This is a genomic window from Desulfovibrio desulfuricans (genome assembly GCF_004801255.1).
Taxonomy (GTDB): Bacteria; Desulfobacterota; Desulfovibrionia; order Desulfovibrionales; family Desulfovibrionaceae; genus Desulfovibrio; species Desulfovibrio desulfuricans_C.
On the sequence record NZ_CP036295.1, the window covers coordinates 2,576,681 to 2,594,564 of the forward strand.

General features: G+C 62.6%; 15 protein-coding genes. 6 read left to right on the forward strand and 9 right to left on the reverse strand.

From position 1 onward, the window contains the following. Positions 1-237: 237 nt before the first annotated feature. The 4 genes from DDIC_RS10770 to mobA all read right to left on the reverse strand — a co-directional run bounded on the left by DDIC_RS10770 (position 238) and on the right by mobA (position 4,250). Complete coding sequence (locus DDIC_RS10770; protein ID WP_136400443.1) at positions 238-924, reverse strand: nucleotidyltransferase domain-containing protein; 687 nt, start codon at positions 922-924, stop codon at positions 238-240. Beyond that, positions 917-1,561 (reverse strand): TetR/AcrR family transcriptional regulator, encoded by a 645-nt coding sequence (locus tag DDIC_RS10775; protein WP_136400444.1) that lies wholly within the window; start codon positions 1,559-1,561, stop codon positions 917-919. Before DDIC_RS10775 ends, DDIC_RS10770 begins: the two co-directional genes overlap by 8 nt. 191 nt (positions 1,562-1,752) lie before the next feature. Continuing rightward, positions 1,753-3,441, reverse strand: a complete 1,689-nt coding sequence (locus tag DDIC_RS10780) for an FmdE family protein (RefSeq protein WP_136400445.1) — start codon at positions 3,439-3,441, stop codon at positions 1,753-1,755. A gap of 185 nt (positions 3,442-3,626) precedes the next feature. Beyond that, positions 3,627-4,250, reverse strand: coding sequence for a molybdenum cofactor guanylyltransferase (gene mobA / locus DDIC_RS10785; protein ID WP_136400446.1), 624 nt, complete (start codon positions 4,248-4,250; stop codon positions 3,627-3,629). 65 nt (positions 4,251-4,315) lie between these two features. On the opposite strand from mobA, the gene DDIC_RS10790 reads away from it, so the two are divergent. From DDIC_RS10790 to DDIC_RS10810, 5 genes are all read left to right on the forward strand, one after another. Next, positions 4,316-4,936 (forward strand): transglutaminase-like domain-containing protein, encoded by a 621-nt coding sequence (locus DDIC_RS10790; protein WP_211088873.1) that lies wholly within the window; start codon positions 4,316-4,318, stop codon positions 4,934-4,936. A gap of 244 nt (positions 4,937-5,180) precedes the next feature. Beyond that, on the forward strand, positions 5,181-5,669 hold the full coding sequence (locus DDIC_RS10795) for a CvpA family protein (RefSeq protein ID WP_136400447.1): 489 nt from the start codon (positions 5,181-5,183) through the stop codon (positions 5,667-5,669). Between the two features lie 28 nt (positions 5,670-5,697). Then, positions 5,698-6,498: a nucleoside triphosphate pyrophosphohydrolase gene (gene mazG, locus DDIC_RS10800; protein WP_136400448.1), complete on the forward strand. Its 801-nt coding sequence runs from the start codon at positions 5,698-5,700 to the stop codon at positions 6,496-6,498. Positions 6,499-6,509: 11 nt separating this feature from the next. Beyond that, a complete protein-coding gene (locus DDIC_RS10805) occupies positions 6,510-8,720 on the forward strand; it encodes a hypothetical protein (RefSeq protein WP_247647459.1) in 2,211 nt (736 codons plus the stop codon). Then, positions 8,717-10,936, forward strand: a complete 2,220-nt coding sequence (locus DDIC_RS10810) for an ArnT family glycosyltransferase (RefSeq protein WP_136400449.1) — start codon at positions 8,717-8,719, stop codon at positions 10,934-10,936. Before DDIC_RS10805 ends, DDIC_RS10810 begins: the two co-directional genes overlap by 4 nt. A 375-nt stretch (positions 10,937-11,311) precedes the next feature. On the opposite strand, the gene DDIC_RS10815 is transcribed toward DDIC_RS10810, so the two are convergent. From DDIC_RS10815 to DDIC_RS10835, 5 genes are all read right to left on the reverse strand, one after another. Beyond that, the gene (locus tag DDIC_RS10815; protein ID WP_247647460.1) at positions 11,312-11,830 is read right to left on the reverse strand and encodes a serine/threonine protein phosphatase; all 519 of its coding nucleotides are present in this window, start codon (positions 11,828-11,830) and stop codon (positions 11,312-11,314) included. Further along, on the reverse strand, positions 11,831-12,814 hold the full coding sequence (gene glpX, locus DDIC_RS10820; RefSeq protein WP_136400450.1) for a class II fructose-bisphosphatase: 984 nt from the start codon (positions 12,812-12,814) through the stop codon (positions 11,831-11,833). A gap of 153 nt (positions 12,815-12,967) precedes the next feature. Next, positions 12,968-14,647 carry an NAD(+) synthase gene (nadE, locus tag DDIC_RS10825; protein WP_136400451.1) on the reverse strand — a complete coding sequence of 560 codons (1,680 nt, stop codon included), beginning with the start codon at positions 14,645-14,647 and terminating at the stop codon, positions 12,968-12,970. Positions 14,648-14,665: 18 nt separating this feature from the next. Then, positions 14,666-16,540, reverse strand: coding sequence for a UbiD family decarboxylase (locus DDIC_RS10830; protein ID WP_136400452.1), 1,875 nt, complete (start codon positions 16,538-16,540; stop codon positions 14,666-14,668). After that, positions 16,537-17,061, reverse strand: a complete 525-nt coding sequence (locus DDIC_RS10835; protein ID WP_136400453.1) for an NUDIX domain-containing protein — start codon at positions 17,059-17,061, stop codon at positions 16,537-16,539. Before DDIC_RS10835 ends, DDIC_RS10830 begins: the two co-directional genes overlap by 4 nt. A 279-nt stretch (positions 17,062-17,340) precedes the next feature. Here DDIC_RS10835 and DDIC_RS10840 point away from each other — a divergent pair, with 279 nt between their 5' ends. Then, entirely contained in the window at positions 17,341-17,883 is a 543-nt protein-coding gene (locus tag DDIC_RS10840; protein WP_168732536.1) for a MarR family winged helix-turn-helix transcriptional regulator, read from the forward strand. The last annotated feature ends 1 nt before the right edge of the window (position 17,884 follow it).

The following is a 17,884-nucleotide window of genomic DNA, read 5'->3' on the forward strand; positions in this document are numbered from 1 at the left end:
CCCAATTATAAAACTTTCTATATGATTCCATGGTGATGGAACAATCAAACATCATAATTTGTACACACAAACAGCATATATGAGCTTATATTGTCCCCCTCGCGCGCACTGATATCATTGCTCTTTTTTCTTCAAATTTTACGCTTACCTCCGGTTGCCGCAAACCCTATTGCATAAAAAAGCCACCCGCGCGCGGCAGGTGGCAGCAATCAGCAGAGGTCAACCAACTCGTATCCTTCAGGCGGAAACACACAATCCGCATCCTGACAAAACATCCCTGCACCAACGCAGCAGCATGGCATAGGCTTCTTTCTCAGTATGCGCGGTCAGCCAGTCAGGCAGGTCGCACCCGGCGGCAATGATCTCTTTTTCTGTTCCAGCAAGGCGCGACAGCAGTTCTCTTTTGCTGCGGCAAAAAACGCCGGAGGCAATATGGTGCTGCGAGCGCATGACAAAAAACGCGGTTTTGTAGGACTCCTGCAGCATCTGGAATCTGGTCTCCGCATCCGCATACAGGTACGAATGCGTAAGCATATGGATAAGTGCTGACGCGCCGACTCTGACAGATTCTGCCGCATCTCTTTCTGTAAGGACCGGCAGAAACGTGCTCAGCGTGCCGAAATAATCGACTGTATCCTGCTGAAAAGCAAAAAGTTCATGGCGAGGCCAGTGCAACAGCTCGGCAATGCCGCTGATGAATCCACAGGCCTTTTGCCCTTCCGGCATGGCGCGGACCATGACACGGTAGGTATCAAGATCTTCCAGGGCGACCCTGTCCAGCAGCACGACAACATCAATATCGCTGGTTTCACGGGCCTCCCCCCTTCTGTAGCTGCCCTGAAGCCCAAGATACTGCAACCGTGAGCCAAAGGCCTGCTGCAACCGAGGCAGAAGCACAGCCATCCATGCATCAGGGTTAATCACAAATTTCTCCATCTTTTTCAAATTTTTCATATAGATAGTTAAAATGACCCTTTTCCGCGCCCAGCGCTTTTTCCGCCATCCAGGCAAGGGCCTTGATCTTTTGCAGTCGCTGCGCGCCTTCCCACGCAAAGGCCCCTCCGTGCAGCATAAATTCAGAGGCGGCAAGCAGTATTTCCATGCATTCCCTAGGATATTCGGTTTGGAATATGCCTTCGCGCATCCCCTGCCGGACAATGCCCTCCAGAATGGGCGAGAGCCGCAGAACAATGGATGCCATGGTACGCTGATGCATATCCGCATTGCCCACAGCGCTGGACTCTTTTTCCAGGCGATCACCGCGCGCATTGTCTTGCCCCGAAGCCCTGAGTATGCGGAACATTTTTTCCTCGGCAGACATCTGCGGATTGTCTGCAATCGCCTGCGCCGCCTCCATTTCCGTATCAATATACCGCGCGATTACGGCGTCCATGAGTTCTTCTTTTGACGCGAAGTAATGGTAAAACGTCCCCTTGGCGATGTTCAGGGCTGCAAGAATATCGCTGACGGTGGTGCTGGCGTACCCCTTTGACGCAAACAGGGCTTCTGCGGCGTCAACAATTTCTGCTCTGCGCTTGCCATGTTCTTTAATGATGCGCATCGGCACCCCCACAAATTTTAATAGACCGACGGTCGGTCTATTAAATAGCGAGCAATTTCAGTTGCGTCAACAGGCTCGGGCATTGCTCCGCACTCTCTGCCGTGCAGCCGATGGCGACAAAAAAAGGCGGCCCCGAAAAATTTTCGGGGCCGCCGCTCAAGCTCATGTCCGCCTCTGCACAAGGCGCAGTATTATTTACCAAACCAGCACTTGGGATAGGTGCAGGTGTGGCACGCCAAACAATAGCCGCCTTCGCCCATGCGGGCGGCCTCTATGCGGGTCAGGCCGCGCCCCGCCAGCATGCGCGGCAAAACCAGATCAAGAAACGTCGTTTTAAAATACAGGGCGCAGGCGGGCACGCCGAGCACCTGCATGTCGCCCTGCGGGCCGGGTATGCGGCCCATAAGGCTCATGGTGCCGGGCAGCACGGGCACGCCGTGCAGCACGTCGGTAAGGCCCGCCTCAACCAGCGCCTGTCTGGTCACGTCGTCCGGGTCAACCGAAAGCCCGCCCGTGGTGATCAGCAGGTCAGCCCCGGCCTCGCGCATGGCGGCCACAGAGGCCCGCATCATGGCCTTGTCGTCAGGCACGATGTCGGTGCGCGCAACGGTGCAATCGAGCATGGTGACCTTGGCGGTGATGACGGGGATAAACTTGTCTTCAATAATACCCTGAAAAACCTCGGTGCCGGTCACCAGAATGCCCACACGGGCCTTGCGCAGGGGCAGCACGCGGAACAGCGGCCCGCCCTCCAGCGCCTCCAGCGCCTGACCAAGCCGCTCGCGGCTGATATAGAGCGGGATGGCGCGCGTACCGCAAAGGGGGTTGCCCTCCTTGACCAGGGTTGCATCCTGACGCGAGGCCACCATGACCTCGGGCACCAGATTAAACCTTGTCATGCGCTCCACATCCACGCAAAAAAGCCCGTTGCAGGCAGCCTTGAAGTCTATTTTGCCTTCATGGGGCGGCAGCGCGTAGGTCACGCCCTCGCCAGCCATGCGACGGGCAAAAATTTCTGCGACTTCGTTTTCGTGCACCATGGCCTGCTGGCCGGACGACGCATTTTGCGGCGCATCATCGTCGGTCACCGCCACATGGAACCGGCCCATCTGCTGCAGCCGGCAGATGTCGCCTACCGAGATACGCTGCCCGGCCTTGAATTCCGGCCCCTTGAACTGGCCGGGGTCAATGCGCGTCATGTCGTGGGCCACGTTTTTGCCCACGGCCTCCTCCACCGGCACAACACGCACGCCGGTAGAGGCCTTGTGACGTTCGACAGCAAGGGCCTGACAGTCTTCCTTGAGTTCGCGCCGGGCAGAAACGTACGGAGCCTCACCCTGACAGCCCCGGCATACCGGGCCGTCCTCCACGGGATATGCCTCGCCGCACACGGGGCAGCAGAGTATGCGCGTCATGTGCTTGTGGCCCATAAACCGGCGTTTGACCGTAATGGACTCAACCTTGCAAATGCTGTCGCCAGCAGTTTCAATCTCTGATTCCAGCAGGGCTATATCCTGATCCTTTTTGGCTTTTTCCTTAAAAAACCACGCCTTGAGCTCCGGGTAGGCAGCCATCTTTAGCGGGTCGAGGCTCACGCGCACGCCCTCTCCCGTATGCTTGTCAAACAACGAAACCGCATACCGGCCCAGATTGTGTATCTTCATCCAGTTGTTGCCGATGCTGCACAACGTCAGCAACTGCACGGCGTCGGGCAGGCACTTGCCGGACTCAACCACGGCCTCAAACAACGTGCCCTCGGTCAGGTGGCGCTTGGCCAGTTCCACCATATAACCGCCCACAAGCAGGCCGGGCGCGGCATAGCCATGAAAGTTCTCCGCCAGACGGTGAAATTCCTTAAACGTATAGGCCCCAATATTCATATAATCTCCAGGCCATCAAACGCGGGCGTGCAAAATGCCCGCGCACCGGCAGAGTTGTTCGCGCGCGGTTGATTCCGCTTTCCGGACGGACGCGCACCAGCGCCGGACAGCAAATATAAGGCATACGGCCGCTATGCAGCCGCATATTATCACGTTTGTTTGCGATACCGTGAGCTGGATAAATCTTAAAGAGATGCTCCCAGAATATCCAGTGCCCTTTTTACGTCTTCCGGGCGGTTAAGATTAAAAAACGGCCCGGCTTCATCCGGACCGTAAGGCAGACGGGTCTGTTTTTCGGCGGGGACAACATTATTGAGCCTGCCGCCCTGCTGGGTGACCGATTTTTCAAACCAGGGCAGCGAGGCCGTTTCATAAACAGCGACCAGCGCCTCCGGTCGTCCGCTGACCGCATCCACATACAGCGTGGCCAGGTTGCCCGCGCCTGCCGTATTGCGCGAGGCCAAAAGCCTGCGCAGGGTAGGGGCATCCATAAAGGGCATGTCGCACGAAACAACCAGCACGGCGTCAAAGCCATGGGCGCGCGCAGCCTTCAGAGCCGCCAGCACGCCCGCTGCAGGGCCGCGGTCGGGGTATTCATCAAAAATGCACTGGTATCCGGCACGCGCAAGCCCGCTCCGGCATGAGATCCAGCATTGCGGCAGCAGGTCTGTCAGCAGGGAGCATGTCCGGGTCAAAAGATCAGGCTTGCCCGGCCCGTAAACCTGCAGCAGGGCCTTGTCCCTCCCCATGCGGGAGGACATCCCCCCCGCCAGCACCACGCCCGCCACAGGGCCACGCACATTTTCCATCCGGCCTCCGCCGCGCACGTGCGCCGCTTTTTGCGCACGCCGCGTCCATATGATAGAGATTTGCAATGATGCACCACTTATACCCCGCACCGCAAGCCTGCGTGAACGAGTCAGAAATCATCGACTTCCACTGCCCTGCAGTGCGCGACAAAGCGGCCAGCCTTGCCGCCGAAAGCGCCTCGGAACTGGAACTGATCGAAAAAACCTATGTTTTTGTGCGCGACCGCATAGCCCACTCCATCGACTGCGGCGGCACGGCCGTTACCTGCCGGGCATCGGAAGTGCTGCGGACCGCTGAGGGCTTGTGCTACGCCAAGTCGCACCTGCTGGCGGCGCTGCTGCGGGCCAACGGCATTGCCGCCGGTTTTTGCTATCAGCTGCTGGGCCTGAAGGACGAACACGACCCGCAGCGGGCGCTGCACGGCCTGAATGCTGTATGGCTCAAGGATCGCCAGACCTGGCGGCGCATGGACGCAAGGGGCAACAAACCGGGCGTGGACGCGCGGTTTACGCCCGACGGGCCGGAGCGGCTGGCCTTTACCGTGCATCCGCAATGCGGCGAGGCTGATTATCCCTGCATTTTTACCCGGCCAGACCCCGGCGTGGTCGCAGCCCTGCAGGCGTACGATAATATGGCCCTGCTGCTGCCCAACCTGCCCCAGGGGCTGACGCAGACGCGGGAGTAGCTCAGGCGGAACTGGCGTCAAATACTGGGCAACTTCATGGCCCACGAGATGACGCACGGCATGACGCGAGGGGCGGGCCGCAGCCGACCGACAGGCGTGGTCAGGTCATGGCCCAGCCTGCCGGGCGCATTGTGCCGCGTTCGCGCATCTGCTATGCTCTGCCCGCCGTTGGATAAAACCTCGGCGCGAAAGCCTTCACGGCAGTGAACCGACTAACGGATATCACAGCTGCAACGGAGAACGCATGGGTCAGGATATTTTCGACCTCATTATTGTGCTCATACTGGTCTTTTTTGGAACAAGGGGCTTTATCCACGGCTTTGTGGGCGAGGTGGCCGGTCTCATTTCACTGCTGGGCGGTTTTTGGGCCGCGCACCACTATCATCCGCTGCTCGCCCCGCGCCTGACCCTGATTACCGATCCCTCATGGCGCATCATTGCGGCATACGTGCTCATTTTTCTGGGCGTTATCATATCGGTGGCCCTCATAGCCCGTATACTGCAAAAAATACTTTCCTTCTCCTTTGTTTCGTGGGCCGACAAAATGGCGGGCGGCATGCTTGGTCTGGCCAAGGGCGTGTTGCTCTGCTCGCTGGGCCTGCTTTTTTTGCAAAAATTTTTTGCGGGCGCGCCCTTTATGCAACACTCACGCGCGCTGCCCTACTTTAACGCGCTCATGGCTCAGGTGCACGGCTGGCTGCCGCCAGACCTCACCGCACACCTGGGCATCTAACTGACGCATTACCAAGGAAACACGCATCATGGAAAAGACCGCCCTTGAAGAACTGCAGCTGATCATAGACAAGCTTGCCGCTCCCGACGGCTGCCCCTGGGACAGGGAGCAGACCCCCGAGAGCCTGACTGAATATATTCTTGAAGAAAGCCACGAACTGGTAAGCGCCATACGGTCGGGCAACGTGGCCGACATACGCGAAGAACTGGGCGACGTGGCCTTTTTGCTGCTGTTTGTGGCGCGCATGTACGAAAAAAAGGGCCAGTTCACCCTTGACGACGCCCTCAACAACAACCGTGCAAAGATGATCCGCCGCCACCCCCACGTGTTCAGCAACACTGTCTTTGACAGCCTGGACGAACAGCTCAAGGCCTGGGAAAAAATCAAGCGCGCCGAGCACACGGATGAAGAAGGCAAGCCCAAGGGGCTGTTCGACACCCTGCCCGAAAGCCTGCCGCCGCTGTCCAAGGCCTACCGCATCAATTCCAAGGCGGCCCGCGTGGGCTTTACCTGGCAGGAAGACGAAGAGGTCGAGCAGCAGGTGGAAGCCGAATGGCTGGAATGGCTGGACGCCTCTGCGGGCGGCGATCAGGAAGCCCAAAAGCACGAGCTTGGCGATTTGCTGTTCAGCATCGCCGAGCTTGGCCGCCGCAAGGGCATCAAGGCCAACGAAGCGCTGGACTACGCCAACCGCCGCTTTCTCACGCGCTTTGCCCGCATGGAAGCAATCGCCCGCGAGCAGAACCGCGACTTTTCCGCCCTGACCCTTGATGAAAAAGACGAGCTGTGGAACACCGCCAAGGCCGAGGAAGAAGCGGCAAAAGCCTAGCAGGCGCAACCATGCGTACACCGCGCTTTTTTTGCACCCTGCGGGGTCAAAAACCTGATTTTCGACCTGCGCACCTGCGGCGGCAGGAGGCTGGCCAGCTTCAGCGCCTGAAACTGCGTCTGCCGCTGTGTCTGTCGTTGTGCCTGGCTCTGGGTTTGGCCCTGTGCCTGACGCTGTCGGCATGTACGGCGCGCGGCAGCAATCCGGGCAGCGCCCAGCGGCGCGACCTGCCCGCCGGTACGGCCGCCCTGCTGCCGCGCGCCGACCCCGGCTATCTGCAGTGGCTTGAGCGGCAGTCCATGCTTGGCGCAACCCAGGAGCTCACGGGCCAGGTTTCGGGCACGGACCTTATCTGGCGCAACAGCGCCTCGGCTCGCCGCGTGCCGCTGCTGCTCACCGCCGCGCCCAACTGGTTTGACGTAAACCCCCACAGCCTCAATGCCGGGCAACCAGCCCTGCGGGCGCTGGCGCAATCCGGTCTGGATGTTTTTTGGGCCCAGGCGGGTTTTGGCGGGCTGTTTATTGCCCCCACCGGCGAAAAGGGCGACATCTGGAGTGCCCATGCGGCTTCGGCGCAGCCCGATGCGGCGTCGGAGGCCGGCGACAACGTCACCGCACTGCGCATGGACCCAGCACTGGGCGCTGGCGATGATTTTGCCCGGCTGACGCAAAAAATGGATCAGGGGCACATGCAGATGGGCGGCGAGCTGCCCCCTGCGGCCACGGGCCTCGGCCCCGATTTTATACTGCAGGCTCGCCGGGCATCGCGCTTTGACGGCCTGTATGCCATGATGTCCGTACCGCAGAAAGACTGGGGTCTGCTGCCCGCGACCGCAGGCGAATGGGATTGCCTGCCCCTGCGCGACGCCGCCGTGGCCGAGCTGCGCAAAAAGGGGATCATCCCCGACATGCTGCGGCGCGACAGCCTCGACTGGTCCACCCCCGGCGGCTGGGCCGTTACCGGCGAGGTGCGCGGAGCCGACGGCCAGGTGCGACGCTGGGTGTACCGCTACAGCGGCAACGCCCTGCGGCCAGTGCTGCTGTGGCAGGACCCTTCGGGTCAGGCACGGCGGGTGTTTTCCGCAGCTGTTATCCAGCACACGGGCCTGCAGCAGCAAACGCTCGCCGGCATCAGGCTTGAACCGCTCATGGGGCTGGATCCGCAGGTTGACGGGCAGGCTGTCGGCAGAACCGACGCCGCCGCCCTGGTTCCCGGTCTGGAAGCGCTGGAAGCGCTGTCGGCCGAGGTGCACCGCTATGGCGGCTGGGCTGTGCAGGACGACGTGCTGCCCCCCTCGCTGACGCGGGCAGTGCTGGACACTGCCGTGGATTTCAGCCGCGACAGCATCACTCCTGCAGCGGCGGACTATGCGCTGCTGAGCGGCGATGCCGCCCCGCTGGCCGCCCTGCTCAAGGCTTCGCTGACGGGGGGTGTCGACCATAGCCGCCTTGCTCGGGGCCTGCGCGACAGACAGTATGTGGACTGGCGTCCCCTGCTGGATCTGCCCGATGGTCAGGCGTTGGCGCGCCGCGCGCAATCGCTTGCCAAGGGTTCGCCCGCCGCGCTCGGTCTGCCCGTCACCCAGGCGGAACTGGCCGCACGGGCGCTGGGTTTTGACGCTGCGGCCACGTTGCGGCCAGAGCACCAGCCCTCCATGGCATCGGCCTGCCTGCTGCTGCTGAGCTGGCGCATGGGCCTGCCGGGCCTGACATTTTTGAGCCCGCAGGATCTCACCGGGGCGCTGGGCCTGCCGCAAGGCTCCGGCAAGGGAGCCTCCGCCGCTGGCAGCGTGCCCCTTTGGGCCGCCAACGCCCAGCCCGGCGGGCAGACACCCGCCCAGTTGGCCTTTGGCCCCCTGGACATGCAGTGGAACCGCGAAACAAGCTTTGCTCGCCAAGTGGCCCGCATTTTACAGGGACGGCGCATGGCCGGCCTTGCCGGAGGCCGCCTCGTGCAGGTCACAACCGGCCCCACGGGCTGCGTGGCGACCCTGAGTTCTCTGCCCGGCGGCGGCTACTGGCTGCTGGCGGCCAATTTTTCTGACAAAAAGCAACACCTTGCCTGCCCCCTGCCAGCAGACGCGCAAGGCCCGGCACGTGATGTGCTGAGCGGCCAGAGCGTGTCCATGGCCGGACGCGCCTTGGAAATTGACCTCGAAGCCCGTCAGGCCCGGCATGTACTGCTTGGCGAGCCGAAAACGCATGAAGGAGCGATGCCATGACCCAGAACAGCGCCCAAAATCCCGAAGGCCCGGCTGTCTGTCAGCCCGCAGGCCAACAGCCCAGTGCGGAAGGAGATCACGCGACCTCTGCGCCGCAGGCCGACACGGCCACGTCACAGCCGTCTGCCCCCGCCGCCGCGTCGACCGCCCAGACGGCGGCAACCCCAGAAGGCGCAAAGTCAGGGCCATCACGCCCCGTAACCATCGCAGCCAAGGGATTCAGGGGCGTGTTCGGCAATATCGGCAAGACCGGCAATACAGCCTCTTCCACCACGGGCGCCACGCAGGCCGCCCCTGCAACGCCGCCCCCCGCCCCCGGCTTTGCCGACAGTCTTTTTGATGCGGCAAGTGTTGTCGGGCCTCTGGCGCTGCTGCTGATCATGCTTGCGCAGGCATGGCCCGCCCTGCTGGGGCACAGCCTGTACTGCCCACGCGAGGCGGCGGGCATCATGGCCTTTACCCAGACAGCGCAAAGCGGCATGTGGCTTGCCCCTGCGGGCGACGGTCTTTCGCAGTGGCCAGTATTTTTCTGGTTTTTGCGCGGCCTTGAGGCCCTGCTGGCCAAGGCTGCCCCGCAGTTTGCCCACCTGCTCTTTCCTCTTGCCGCCATGGCGGGCTGCCTGCTGAGCCTTATTGCGGTGTGGGTTATGGGCCGCGTTGCCGGTCTCGACCGCAAGGTAGCGCTGGCTGGCGGCATGATGCTGCTCTGCGCCCCCATTTTTGCGCCTCTTTCAACATTTACCGGGCCGGAAACGCTGGCTGCGGCCCTGACGCTGTTTTCGCTGGCCTGTCTGTGCCACGGCTGGCAGCAACAGGGCACGACCCTCACGGTGCCGCTGGGCTTTATTCTGGCGGCGCTGGCCGGTCTGACCGGCGGTCTTTTTCACCTGCTGCTGCCCGTGCTGGCCAGCCTGGTCTTTCTTTTCTGGCGCGGAGACTTTCGCCGCGCGCAAAAGACGGACGGTCTCCTTGGCTTTGCGCTGCTGCTGATCATGGTGGGCTGCTGGCTGGCCGTGGTCATGCTGTGGCACCAGCCGCAGGGCTACCTTAAAAATATTGGCGAAAACCTGGTCACCTGGCCCATTACCCGGAGCAACTGGTGGAAACCCCTTGCCGTTGCCGCTCTGGGCCTGCTGCCCTGGCTGGCTGTGGTCTGCGGCGTTTCGTGGGCGCGGGTGCTGCGCACGGCTCCGGCGGATATGGCCGCCTCGCGCAAGGAAAAAGCCGGTATGGCCTTTTTGTGGATAGCCCTTGCGCTCGCCTGTCTGCTCTGCATCCCTGCCGCCGACATGGTTGGCGCCACGGTGTGCGCCGCTTGTCTGGCGGCGCTGCTGCTCGGCAAGGCACTGCTGCGCCTGTCCCCTGCCGGAGCAAAGCTCTTCTACATCATTGCGGCCCTGTGCCTGCTGCTCGCCAGCCTGGCTCTGGTGGCAGCGGGCTTCGGCTTTAGCCTCGACTGGCTTGGCAAGTTCTTGCACCTTACCCTCAGCGAGGGCCAACGGACCGCAGTGCTCGGCCTTAAGGCCCTGCCCGTGCTCGGCCTCATCGGCATTGCGGCGGTCGTACTGCTTGCGCGCATGGTGCGCCGTGGCGCGCATGGCGGTGCCAGCGGTTCGCTTGTGCTCGGTGTGGTCATTGCCGTTGTTATGGCCCAGCCCGCCTCGCTTATGCTGATGCCGCAACTAGAAAAAACGCCCGAGGCCCAGGTAAGAAACCTGAGCGCCATCCTTGCCCCGGCTCCGGCCGCACCCGCCGCGCCTGCAATCCCTGAGGCCGTGGCACCGGCACCGGCTGCCGCTCCAGAAGTTCCGCTGGCAACACCGGCGGCGGAACCCAAGGCTGCCCCCGCGACCGCGCCCGAAGCCGCACCCGCCGTACCGGTGGAAAAGCCCGCTGCACCCGTGCAGGAACCCGCAGCGCAGCCGTCCGATGCAACGCAGCCCTCTGAGGCCGCAGGCCAGTCGGCGGTGCAGGCAGCAATTGAGGCTGCAGCCAAACAGGCCGCTCAGGAGGGCGCATCCTCCGCACAGAGCAACCCGACTGCACCGGCCCCAGCGGTGGAATCCCCTGCAGCAGCGCCCGCACCGGCGGCTGCCCCAACGGCTCCCGCCAAGGAAACGGGCACGGAGGCCGCCCCGGCCGCCCAGCCGCTGGCCCCCCAAACGACTCCCCAGGCGGCTCCTCAGGCGGTTCCTGCTGAAAAGCCCGCCAACTAGCGACAACAACTCCGACAGCCCGGCTGACGCCGCTGGCTGATACAACAAGGCCCCTTGCAAAAGGGGCCTTGTTGTGTCGTATGGTCGCGTCCCGAACCGCCGGGGGATTGTTATGCCCCCCTCACGTTGAAGTCCCCCGCGCTGACGCCGCGCATCGTTGCGCATCGTTGCGCATGCAAGCGTATTGTCATGCAAGGGCTGCCCCGACAATCAACGCACGAGCGAGCAAAAGATGCTTCGCCTTGCCTCCATGCACGTACGGCTCCGCCTCCGCCCGCTGCGGAACAGCCGCCAAAAACAAAAAGGCCCCGGAATCAACCGGAGCCTTTGCATTCAGTGCCTGCCTGCCCGCGTCTGCGGGCGGCCTGCCTTGCGCTATTTGTTTATGGGCGGCGCATCGCCGCCAGCCTTGAGCATGGTGCCGAGATGCCTTCTTGCAAGGGCAAGCTCGCTCTCGGAGACCTCGGGCATGTCCTTGGAACGCGCACCAGCCATGTCGTTACCTTCTTCCACGATGGACAGGGCGGCGGCCATGCGGCCCATGACGCAAAAAAAGCGTACGGGGTTCCAGTTATGCGCCTGCACCCAGGCGGCGGCGCTGGGCGAATACAAAAAGTCCGCCTTGCCGTTGCGCAGTATGGGGTGCGCCTCCTCGTTGCTGCTCTTGGCCCAGGTACGGAACTGGGGCAGCAACTCCAGGAAGTCCAGCAGTTCCTTGTCCGTCACCGGCGGCTGTTTTTCATACACGTTGACGCTGGCGGGGGCGGGTTGTTCCGCTTTTTTTTTGGCAGCGGGAGCCTGTGCGGCCTCAGCCACGCCGGGGGCAAAAGCCATCAGCGGCAGGGCCAGAATAAGCGCCGCTAGGACGCCTGAGTGTGATAAAAAATTCTTCATTCAATACCGAACCGCGCTGATTTTCGAGAGTCTGTCCATATTATGGTAAGACTCCACATACCGCAACGTACCGGTCTTGCCGCGCAAGACCAGCGAATGCGTCACGGCGTGCTTTGCGCTGTAGCGCACGCCCCTCAGAAAGTCGCCGCCGGAAATACCGGTGGCCGCGAAGAAGCAGTCGTCGCTGCGCACCAGATCGTGAACTGTAAGCACCTCGCGGGCGTCGATGCCAGCCTCGGTGATGGCCTCTTTTTCCACATACGACTGCGGGTCAAGACGGGCCAGCAGCTGTCCGCCCATGCCCTTGATGGCGCAAGCGGCCAGCACGCCTTCAGGAGTGCCGCCCGTACCCATCATGATGTCCACCTCGGAGCGGGGATCAACAGCCATCAGCGCGCCGGCGACGTCGCCGTCTGTCTGCAGCTGGATGCGCGCTCCGGCCTGGCGGATCTCAGCGATGAGTTTTTCGTGCCGGGGCTTGTCGAGCACAAAGACCACAAGGTCCTGCACGCTTTTGCCCATGGACTTGGCCACATTGAACAGATTGTCTTTGACCGGCGCGTCGAGATCGATCACGTCGCGAGCCTCCCGGGCCACCACGAGCTTTTGCATGTAGTAGCTGGGGCCGGGATTGAACATGCTGCCGCGCGGGGCGACACCTACAACAGAGATGGCGTTGGGACGGCCATAGGCCAGCAGATTTGTGCCCTCCACGGGGTCAACGGCCACGTCGAGGCTGGGGCCGCAGCCCTTGCCGACTTTTTCGCCGTTAAAGAGCATGGGGGCATTGTCTTTTTCGCCTTCGCCGATAATGACCAGGCCGTCAATGCTGAGGGTGGCGAAGCTGACGCGCATGGCGTCAACGGCAGCGCCGTCTCCGGCTTCCTTGTCTCCCCGACCGAGCCAACGTGCCGATGCAAGGGCCGCAGCCTCGGTAATGCGAACAATATCCAGAGCCAGATTTTTCTCCGGTGCTTCCGCCATGATATCCTCCACTCAAATCAGCGTTGTGCAACACACTGCTCTTACCCCAGTGCGTTGCGGGCTTCAAGAAAAAACCCCCGCCCTCGCGGCGCAGCCAAGGGCGCTTTTTGCGCCGCGCCTGCCAACAGCATCATCCTGCACTGTTAAAGTTAGTTAATCCGGCAGGCTAAACAGCCCTGCCACAGGCGTCTGCCAGCCGCCGCCAAAGGGCACGTGGCTCACGTAGAGCGACAGCGGCTCCTGACGGCGCTTGAATTCTGCCCGAAACAGCTTGCCGCGCACTTCTTCACGGGTGGGCGACAGCGGCCCAGATTCCGCCTCGGCAGGCTGCAGCAGGTCTTCAAGAATCGGGTCAAGATCCTCGTAGGGCAGCAGGCTGTCCGAATCTTTCTGGCCGGGGCGCAGCTCCGCCGAAGGGGCCTTGGTAAAAATTTCTTCGGGTATGATCTCCGCGCCGCGGTGCGCATTGTACCAGCGGCCTACAGCGTACACCTGGGTTTTGGTGAGGTCGCCTATTACTGCCAGCGCGCCCACCGAATCGCCGTACAGGGTGCAGTAGCCCATGGCGCCCTCGCTCTTGTTGCCGGTATTGAGCACCAGCGCCCCGGCCCGGTTGGCCAGCGAGGTTATGAGCGTGCCGCGTATGCGGGCCTGCACGTTTTCAAAGGTGACGTCGCCGGGCAGTTCTTCAAACAGATCAAGGCCGGGCTTGAGCGCCACGGCAAAGGCATCCATAAGCGGGCCTATGGGCAGGGTCACCGTGGTGATGCCCAGGTTTTTTGCCAGTTTGGCGGCGTCGTTCAGCGAGCCGTCGCTGCTGTGGGGCGAAGGCAGCAGCACGCCGGTGACGTTTGCCGCGCCCAGGGCCTCCACGGCCACGCTGCAGACAAGGGCCGAATCCATACCGCCCGAAATGGCCACAATGCCTTTTTGCGCCCCGCACTTGCGCACAAAGTCGCGCGTGCCGAGCACAAGCGCCCGCCAGTAATCTTCTTCAACGCAGGCGGCCAGCGGCTCTGGAGTTTTGGGCGTTCCCTGGCCGCGCGCCGTATCCACCACCAGCACGTCCTCCTCAAAGGCCTTGCCTCTGGCAAGCAGCTGCCCGGTGGGGTCAAAAACAAGGCTCTGGCCGTTGTACACGCGGCTGTCGTTGCCGCCCACCATGTTTACCGAAAACATGTGCACGTGGTGCCGGGCCGCCACGTGCGAAAGCAGGTGCTCGTCCGTCTCTTGCGCGCCCACGCTGAAGGGGGCGGCCGCCATGTGCACCAGGGCGTCCACGCCGCGCTGCACCAGCTCCATAAGCGGGTTGTGGCCGCTGGCGTAGCGGGTTTTCCAAAAGGAGCCGTCCTCGCTCTGCGCGTCCTCGCACAGCACCACGCCGATGCGCCAGCCGCCCATGGTGACAATGCCGCAAGAGATGCCCCGGTCAAAATAACGGGCGTCTTCATCGGCAGATTCGGCAACGCTGGGGTTTTGCCCCTGATTCTGGTAAACCTTGCGCGAAACAACCTGCCAGCCGCCTTTTTCGACCAGCACCGCCGCGTTGGACAAAAGCCCCGAGGCGTACACGCTGGGCACGGGCGCACCCACCAGCAGCGAGGGGCCGTCCTTGAGTTCCGCCGCCAGAATATCCAGGGCCCTGAGGCAGCCCGAGGCAAAGCCCTGTGCGCACAGATAGTGCCCCGGAGCCACGCCGCACAGCGCCAGCTCGGGCGTAACGCACAGATCCGCCCCGGCGGCTCCGGCCTGACGGGCGGTGCTGATGATGCGTTTCAAATTTCCGGCCACGTCGCCGGTAACGGTGTTGCACTGCAATAGGGCGATTTTCATACCGATGCCTCCCCCATGTTACAAGTAGTTGTGCAGGGGGCCGCCCGGCGCTGCCAGGGCCTCCACCTTGCGAATAACCGCCGCGTCCTCTTCCAGTGGGGGGGCATGGAAGGGCTTGAGGCGTGCGTCTATGACGAGCGGCGCTTCGCACGACCAGTGTCTGGCCCGCGTGGCGGCGCTGGCGCCGTACACGTCTGTGGCCGGGTCTGACCGGGTAAAGGCCGCCCATAAAAAATTGTCCAGGCCAGCGGCGCAAAAGCCCGCGTCGTCGGCAACGACTATGAGCGGAAAAGCCTCGCGCCCCGGCCACAAGGCCAGAGCCTCTGCCAGGGATTCCATATCAGGGTCGGGCTGGTTGCGCCCGAGCGCATGACGCGGCCCGCCAATGACCAGCAGGCCGGGGCCGCATACGCGCACAGGGCCAAACCCTGACGGCAGGGGCGGCAGCTCCGCCGTGGGGCCTGCAAGCTCGCAGCCAAGCTCGCGCTTTTTTTTGCCCGCCGAGGCCCAGACAAGCTTGGAGCCCTCGTTGAGCGCGCCGCCGGTGTAGTCCAGCGTGTCGTTAGTGCTGCGGGTGATGAAGTGCAGATCGCGTGAAAAGTCGGCCCGCTCGAGCAAATGCCGCAAAAAGGCTGGCACGTCGCGGGCCGTAAGACCCGGCGCGTCTTCGTGCGCAACCAGAAAAACATACTTGGCCAGGGCCGTCTGGGTGGTGCCCAGCAGGTGCAGGCCTGCGGTTATCAGCTCGCGGGGGCGGCGTTCATCCTCATACGGCGTGTAGCGCTCGCTGCCCACGGCCAGCAGCAGGGGGTGCACGCCCGCCGCATCCACGGCGTGCACGTCGCATATGCCCTGAAATACCTGCGGCACCAGCGGCCCGGTCAGTTCGTGGATAAAATCGCCAAAGACCGTGTCCTCCTGCGGGGGACGGCCCACTGCGGTAAAGGGCCAGATGGCCCCCTGCCGGTGATGGACGGCATCGACCCTGAGCACGGGGAAGTCGTGCGCAAGGCTGTAATAGCCTACATGGTCGCCAAACGGCCCCTCCGGCTTGCAGTGCGGCAGCACATGCCCGCTGATGCAAAAATCGGCCTGCGCCAGCACGGGCAGGGGCAAACCGGGAACACTGGCCATTTCTGTGCGCCTGCCACCCAGCAGACCGGCAAAGCGCAGCTCCGACAAGCCCTCGGGCAGCGGCATGACGGCGGCCACGGTCAGGCTTGGCGGCCCGCCCACATAAATATGCACTGGCAGCGGCTTGCCCAGTTCAAGGGCGCGGGCGTGGTGCGCGCCAATACCACGGTGAATCTGGTAGTGCAGGCCCACCTCGTCCGGCGAGTACTGGTTGCCGCCCAGCTGCACGCGGTACATGCCAAGGTTGGAGGCATCCGCGCCGGGTTTGGCGGGGTCTTCGCTGTACACAAGGGGCAGGGTTATGAAGGGGCCGCCGTCCATGGGCCAGCAGACAAGACGGGGCAAATCGGCCACCTTGCAGCGGCACTGCAGCACCGGGGGCACTGCCGCCGCCTGCTCAGCCCGCGCCCTGCGCATCTGGGGCAACATGTTCACAAGGCCGGGCAAGGCCTTGAGCGATCGCAAAGGATGTTTTACGGCTGCGGCGGGGTCGGCCTTGGCGGCCAGCACGGCCTCCACTGCGGGCAGACTGCGCCGGAAAATAAAATGCAGCCTCTCGCGCGTGCCAAAAAGGTTGGACAGCATGGGAAAGGACGTTCCCCTGACCCTGGTGAACAGCAGGGCCGGGGCCTTGGCGCGAAAGGCGCGGCGCTGGATTGCGGCCAGCTCCAGATGCGGGTCTACCTCGGCATCGATGCGCACCAGGTGGCCGTTGGCCTCAAGGTCAAGCACGCACTCCTGCAGGTTGCGGTAGCTCATAGCGCCCCCTCTCCGCCTGCAGCTGCGGGGGCTACAGCGTCAAACCGGGGCTGCACGCCAGCTATGGCGCGTTTGCCCGCAAGCGTTGCCGCAAAATCAGCCAAAATTTGCGCGTGGTCAAACACCAGCGGCTGCGGCAGGGCGTCTAGCGGATAAAAGGCCGCCTGGGCAGCGTCGTCCCCAGCCCGCAACGAGTCAGTATTACGGGCAGAGCCCGTAAACGCCACCGTCAGCGTGTGCTGGCGCGGGTCGCGGTCCGGGCGGGAGTAGACGCCCAAAAGCCCGGTCAGTTCCACATCAAGCCCGGTTTCTTCAAGCATTTCGCGCACAGCTGCGGTTTCCGCGCATTCGCCTTCTTCGATAAACCCGCCAGGCAGGGCAAAACCCACAGGCTCGTTGGCGCGACGGATGATCACCACTCCCCTGTCAGGGGCATAAATGACCACATCCGTGGTGGGCGTGGGGTTTCGGTAGCTGGAATATGGCTTGCCGCAGTGCGGGCAGGTAACCTGGCGTTTCATGCGTTCTCCATAGAGGGGGGCGCGGTACGGCGCGTAACTGATCCATACTAAGCCAGCACGACCCGAGTCGCAAGCGCGGGAAACACCAGGCCCCAAAGCCGCATGTTTGCGTCCGCACAGGGGCTGGCCGAAACATGTCCGCTTTTCTGGTCTATGAACCGCGCGTTTGCGCACGCGCGGGGAATTGCTGCCCGCAGCCTGTGTGCTGATGGCGGCGATCGCGCGTTTGCGCACGCGCGGGGAATTGACAAAAAAGTATGGATACCATACAAAACGCATATGAAAAAAGACGGACACAAAAATACTGTTGAACTTCGCATACAAAAATCCATGCTTAAAACCCTGGGGCACGAGGCGGCGCACGGGCCGCGCAGCGCAGCACTGAGCCACGCACTGCTGGGCATCATGACGCGCTTTCAGGAACTTGAGCGCCAGTGCTCCAAATTTGGCACCGATGTGGACATCCATCTGGCGGAAATCCACACAATCATGGCCATCCACAACAATCCGGGCATCCATGTGGGTGGCCTGGCGGAATGCCTTGGCGTCACCAAGGGCAGCGTTTCCGAGCTGCTGCGCAGGCTGGAGCGCAAGGGCCTAGCCTACAAGGCCAAAGATCCTCTTAAAATGACCCGCCTCAATGTCTTTTTGACCGACAAGGGCAAAATTGCGCACGAGCACCACATGATCTTTCATTCGCAGCTGGACGGGCTGGTGGACGAGGCCATGGGGAAGCGCGCGCCCGAAGAAATAAAGAGCATTGTGGCCTTTTTGACTGAAATGCTCGACCGCCTCAACGCCACCGGCGTCAAGGACAACTAAC

What these genes read in the sequence shown, in the direction of transcription:
- DDIC_RS10775 (WP_136400444.1), bottom strand. Translation starts at nt 1,561, where the DNA reads ATGCGCATCATTAAAGAACATGGCAAGCGCAGAGCAGAAATTGTTGAC.
- DDIC_RS10780 (WP_136400445.1), bottom strand. Translation starts at nt 3,441, where the DNA reads ATGAATATTGGGGCCTATACGTTTAAGGAATTTCACCGTCTGGCGGAG.
- mobA (WP_136400446.1), bottom strand. Translation starts at nt 4,250, where the DNA reads ATGGAAAATGTGCGTGGCCCTGTGGCGGGCGTGGTGCTGGCGGGGGGG.
- DDIC_RS10790 (WP_211088873.1), top strand. Translation starts at nt 4,316, where the DNA reads ATGATGCACCACTTATACCCCGCACCGCAAGCCTGCGTGAACGAGTCA.
- DDIC_RS10795 (WP_136400447.1), top strand. Translation starts at nt 5,181, where the DNA reads ATGGGTCAGGATATTTTCGACCTCATTATTGTGCTCATACTGGTCTTT.
- mazG (WP_136400448.1), top strand. Translation starts at nt 5,698, where the DNA reads ATGGAAAAGACCGCCCTTGAAGAACTGCAGCTGATCATAGACAAGCTT.
- DDIC_RS10805 (WP_247647459.1), top strand. Translation starts at nt 6,510, where the DNA reads ATGCGTACACCGCGCTTTTTTTGCACCCTGCGGGGTCAAAAACCTGAT.
- DDIC_RS10810 (WP_136400449.1), top strand. Translation starts at nt 8,717, where the DNA reads ATGACCCAGAACAGCGCCCAAAATCCCGAAGGCCCGGCTGTCTGTCAG.
- DDIC_RS10815 (WP_247647460.1), bottom strand. Translation starts at nt 11,830, where the DNA reads ATGAAGAATTTTTTATCACACTCAGGCGTCCTAGCGGCGCTTATTCTG.
- glpX (WP_136400450.1), bottom strand. Translation starts at nt 12,814, where the DNA reads ATGGCGGAAGCACCGGAGAAAAATCTGGCTCTGGATATTGTTCGCATT.
- nadE (WP_136400451.1), bottom strand. Translation starts at nt 14,647, where the DNA reads ATGAAAATCGCCCTATTGCAGTGCAACACCGTTACCGGCGACGTGGCC.
- DDIC_RS10830 (WP_136400452.1), bottom strand. Translation starts at nt 16,540, where the DNA reads ATGAGCTACCGCAACCTGCAGGAGTGCGTGCTTGACCTTGAGGCCAAC.
- DDIC_RS10835 (WP_136400453.1), bottom strand. Translation starts at nt 17,061, where the DNA reads ATGAAACGCCAGGTTACCTGCCCGCACTGCGGCAAGCCATATTCCAGC.
- DDIC_RS10840 (WP_168732536.1), top strand. Translation starts at nt 17,341, where the DNA reads ATGAAAAAAGACGGACACAAAAATACTGTTGAACTTCGCATACAAAAA.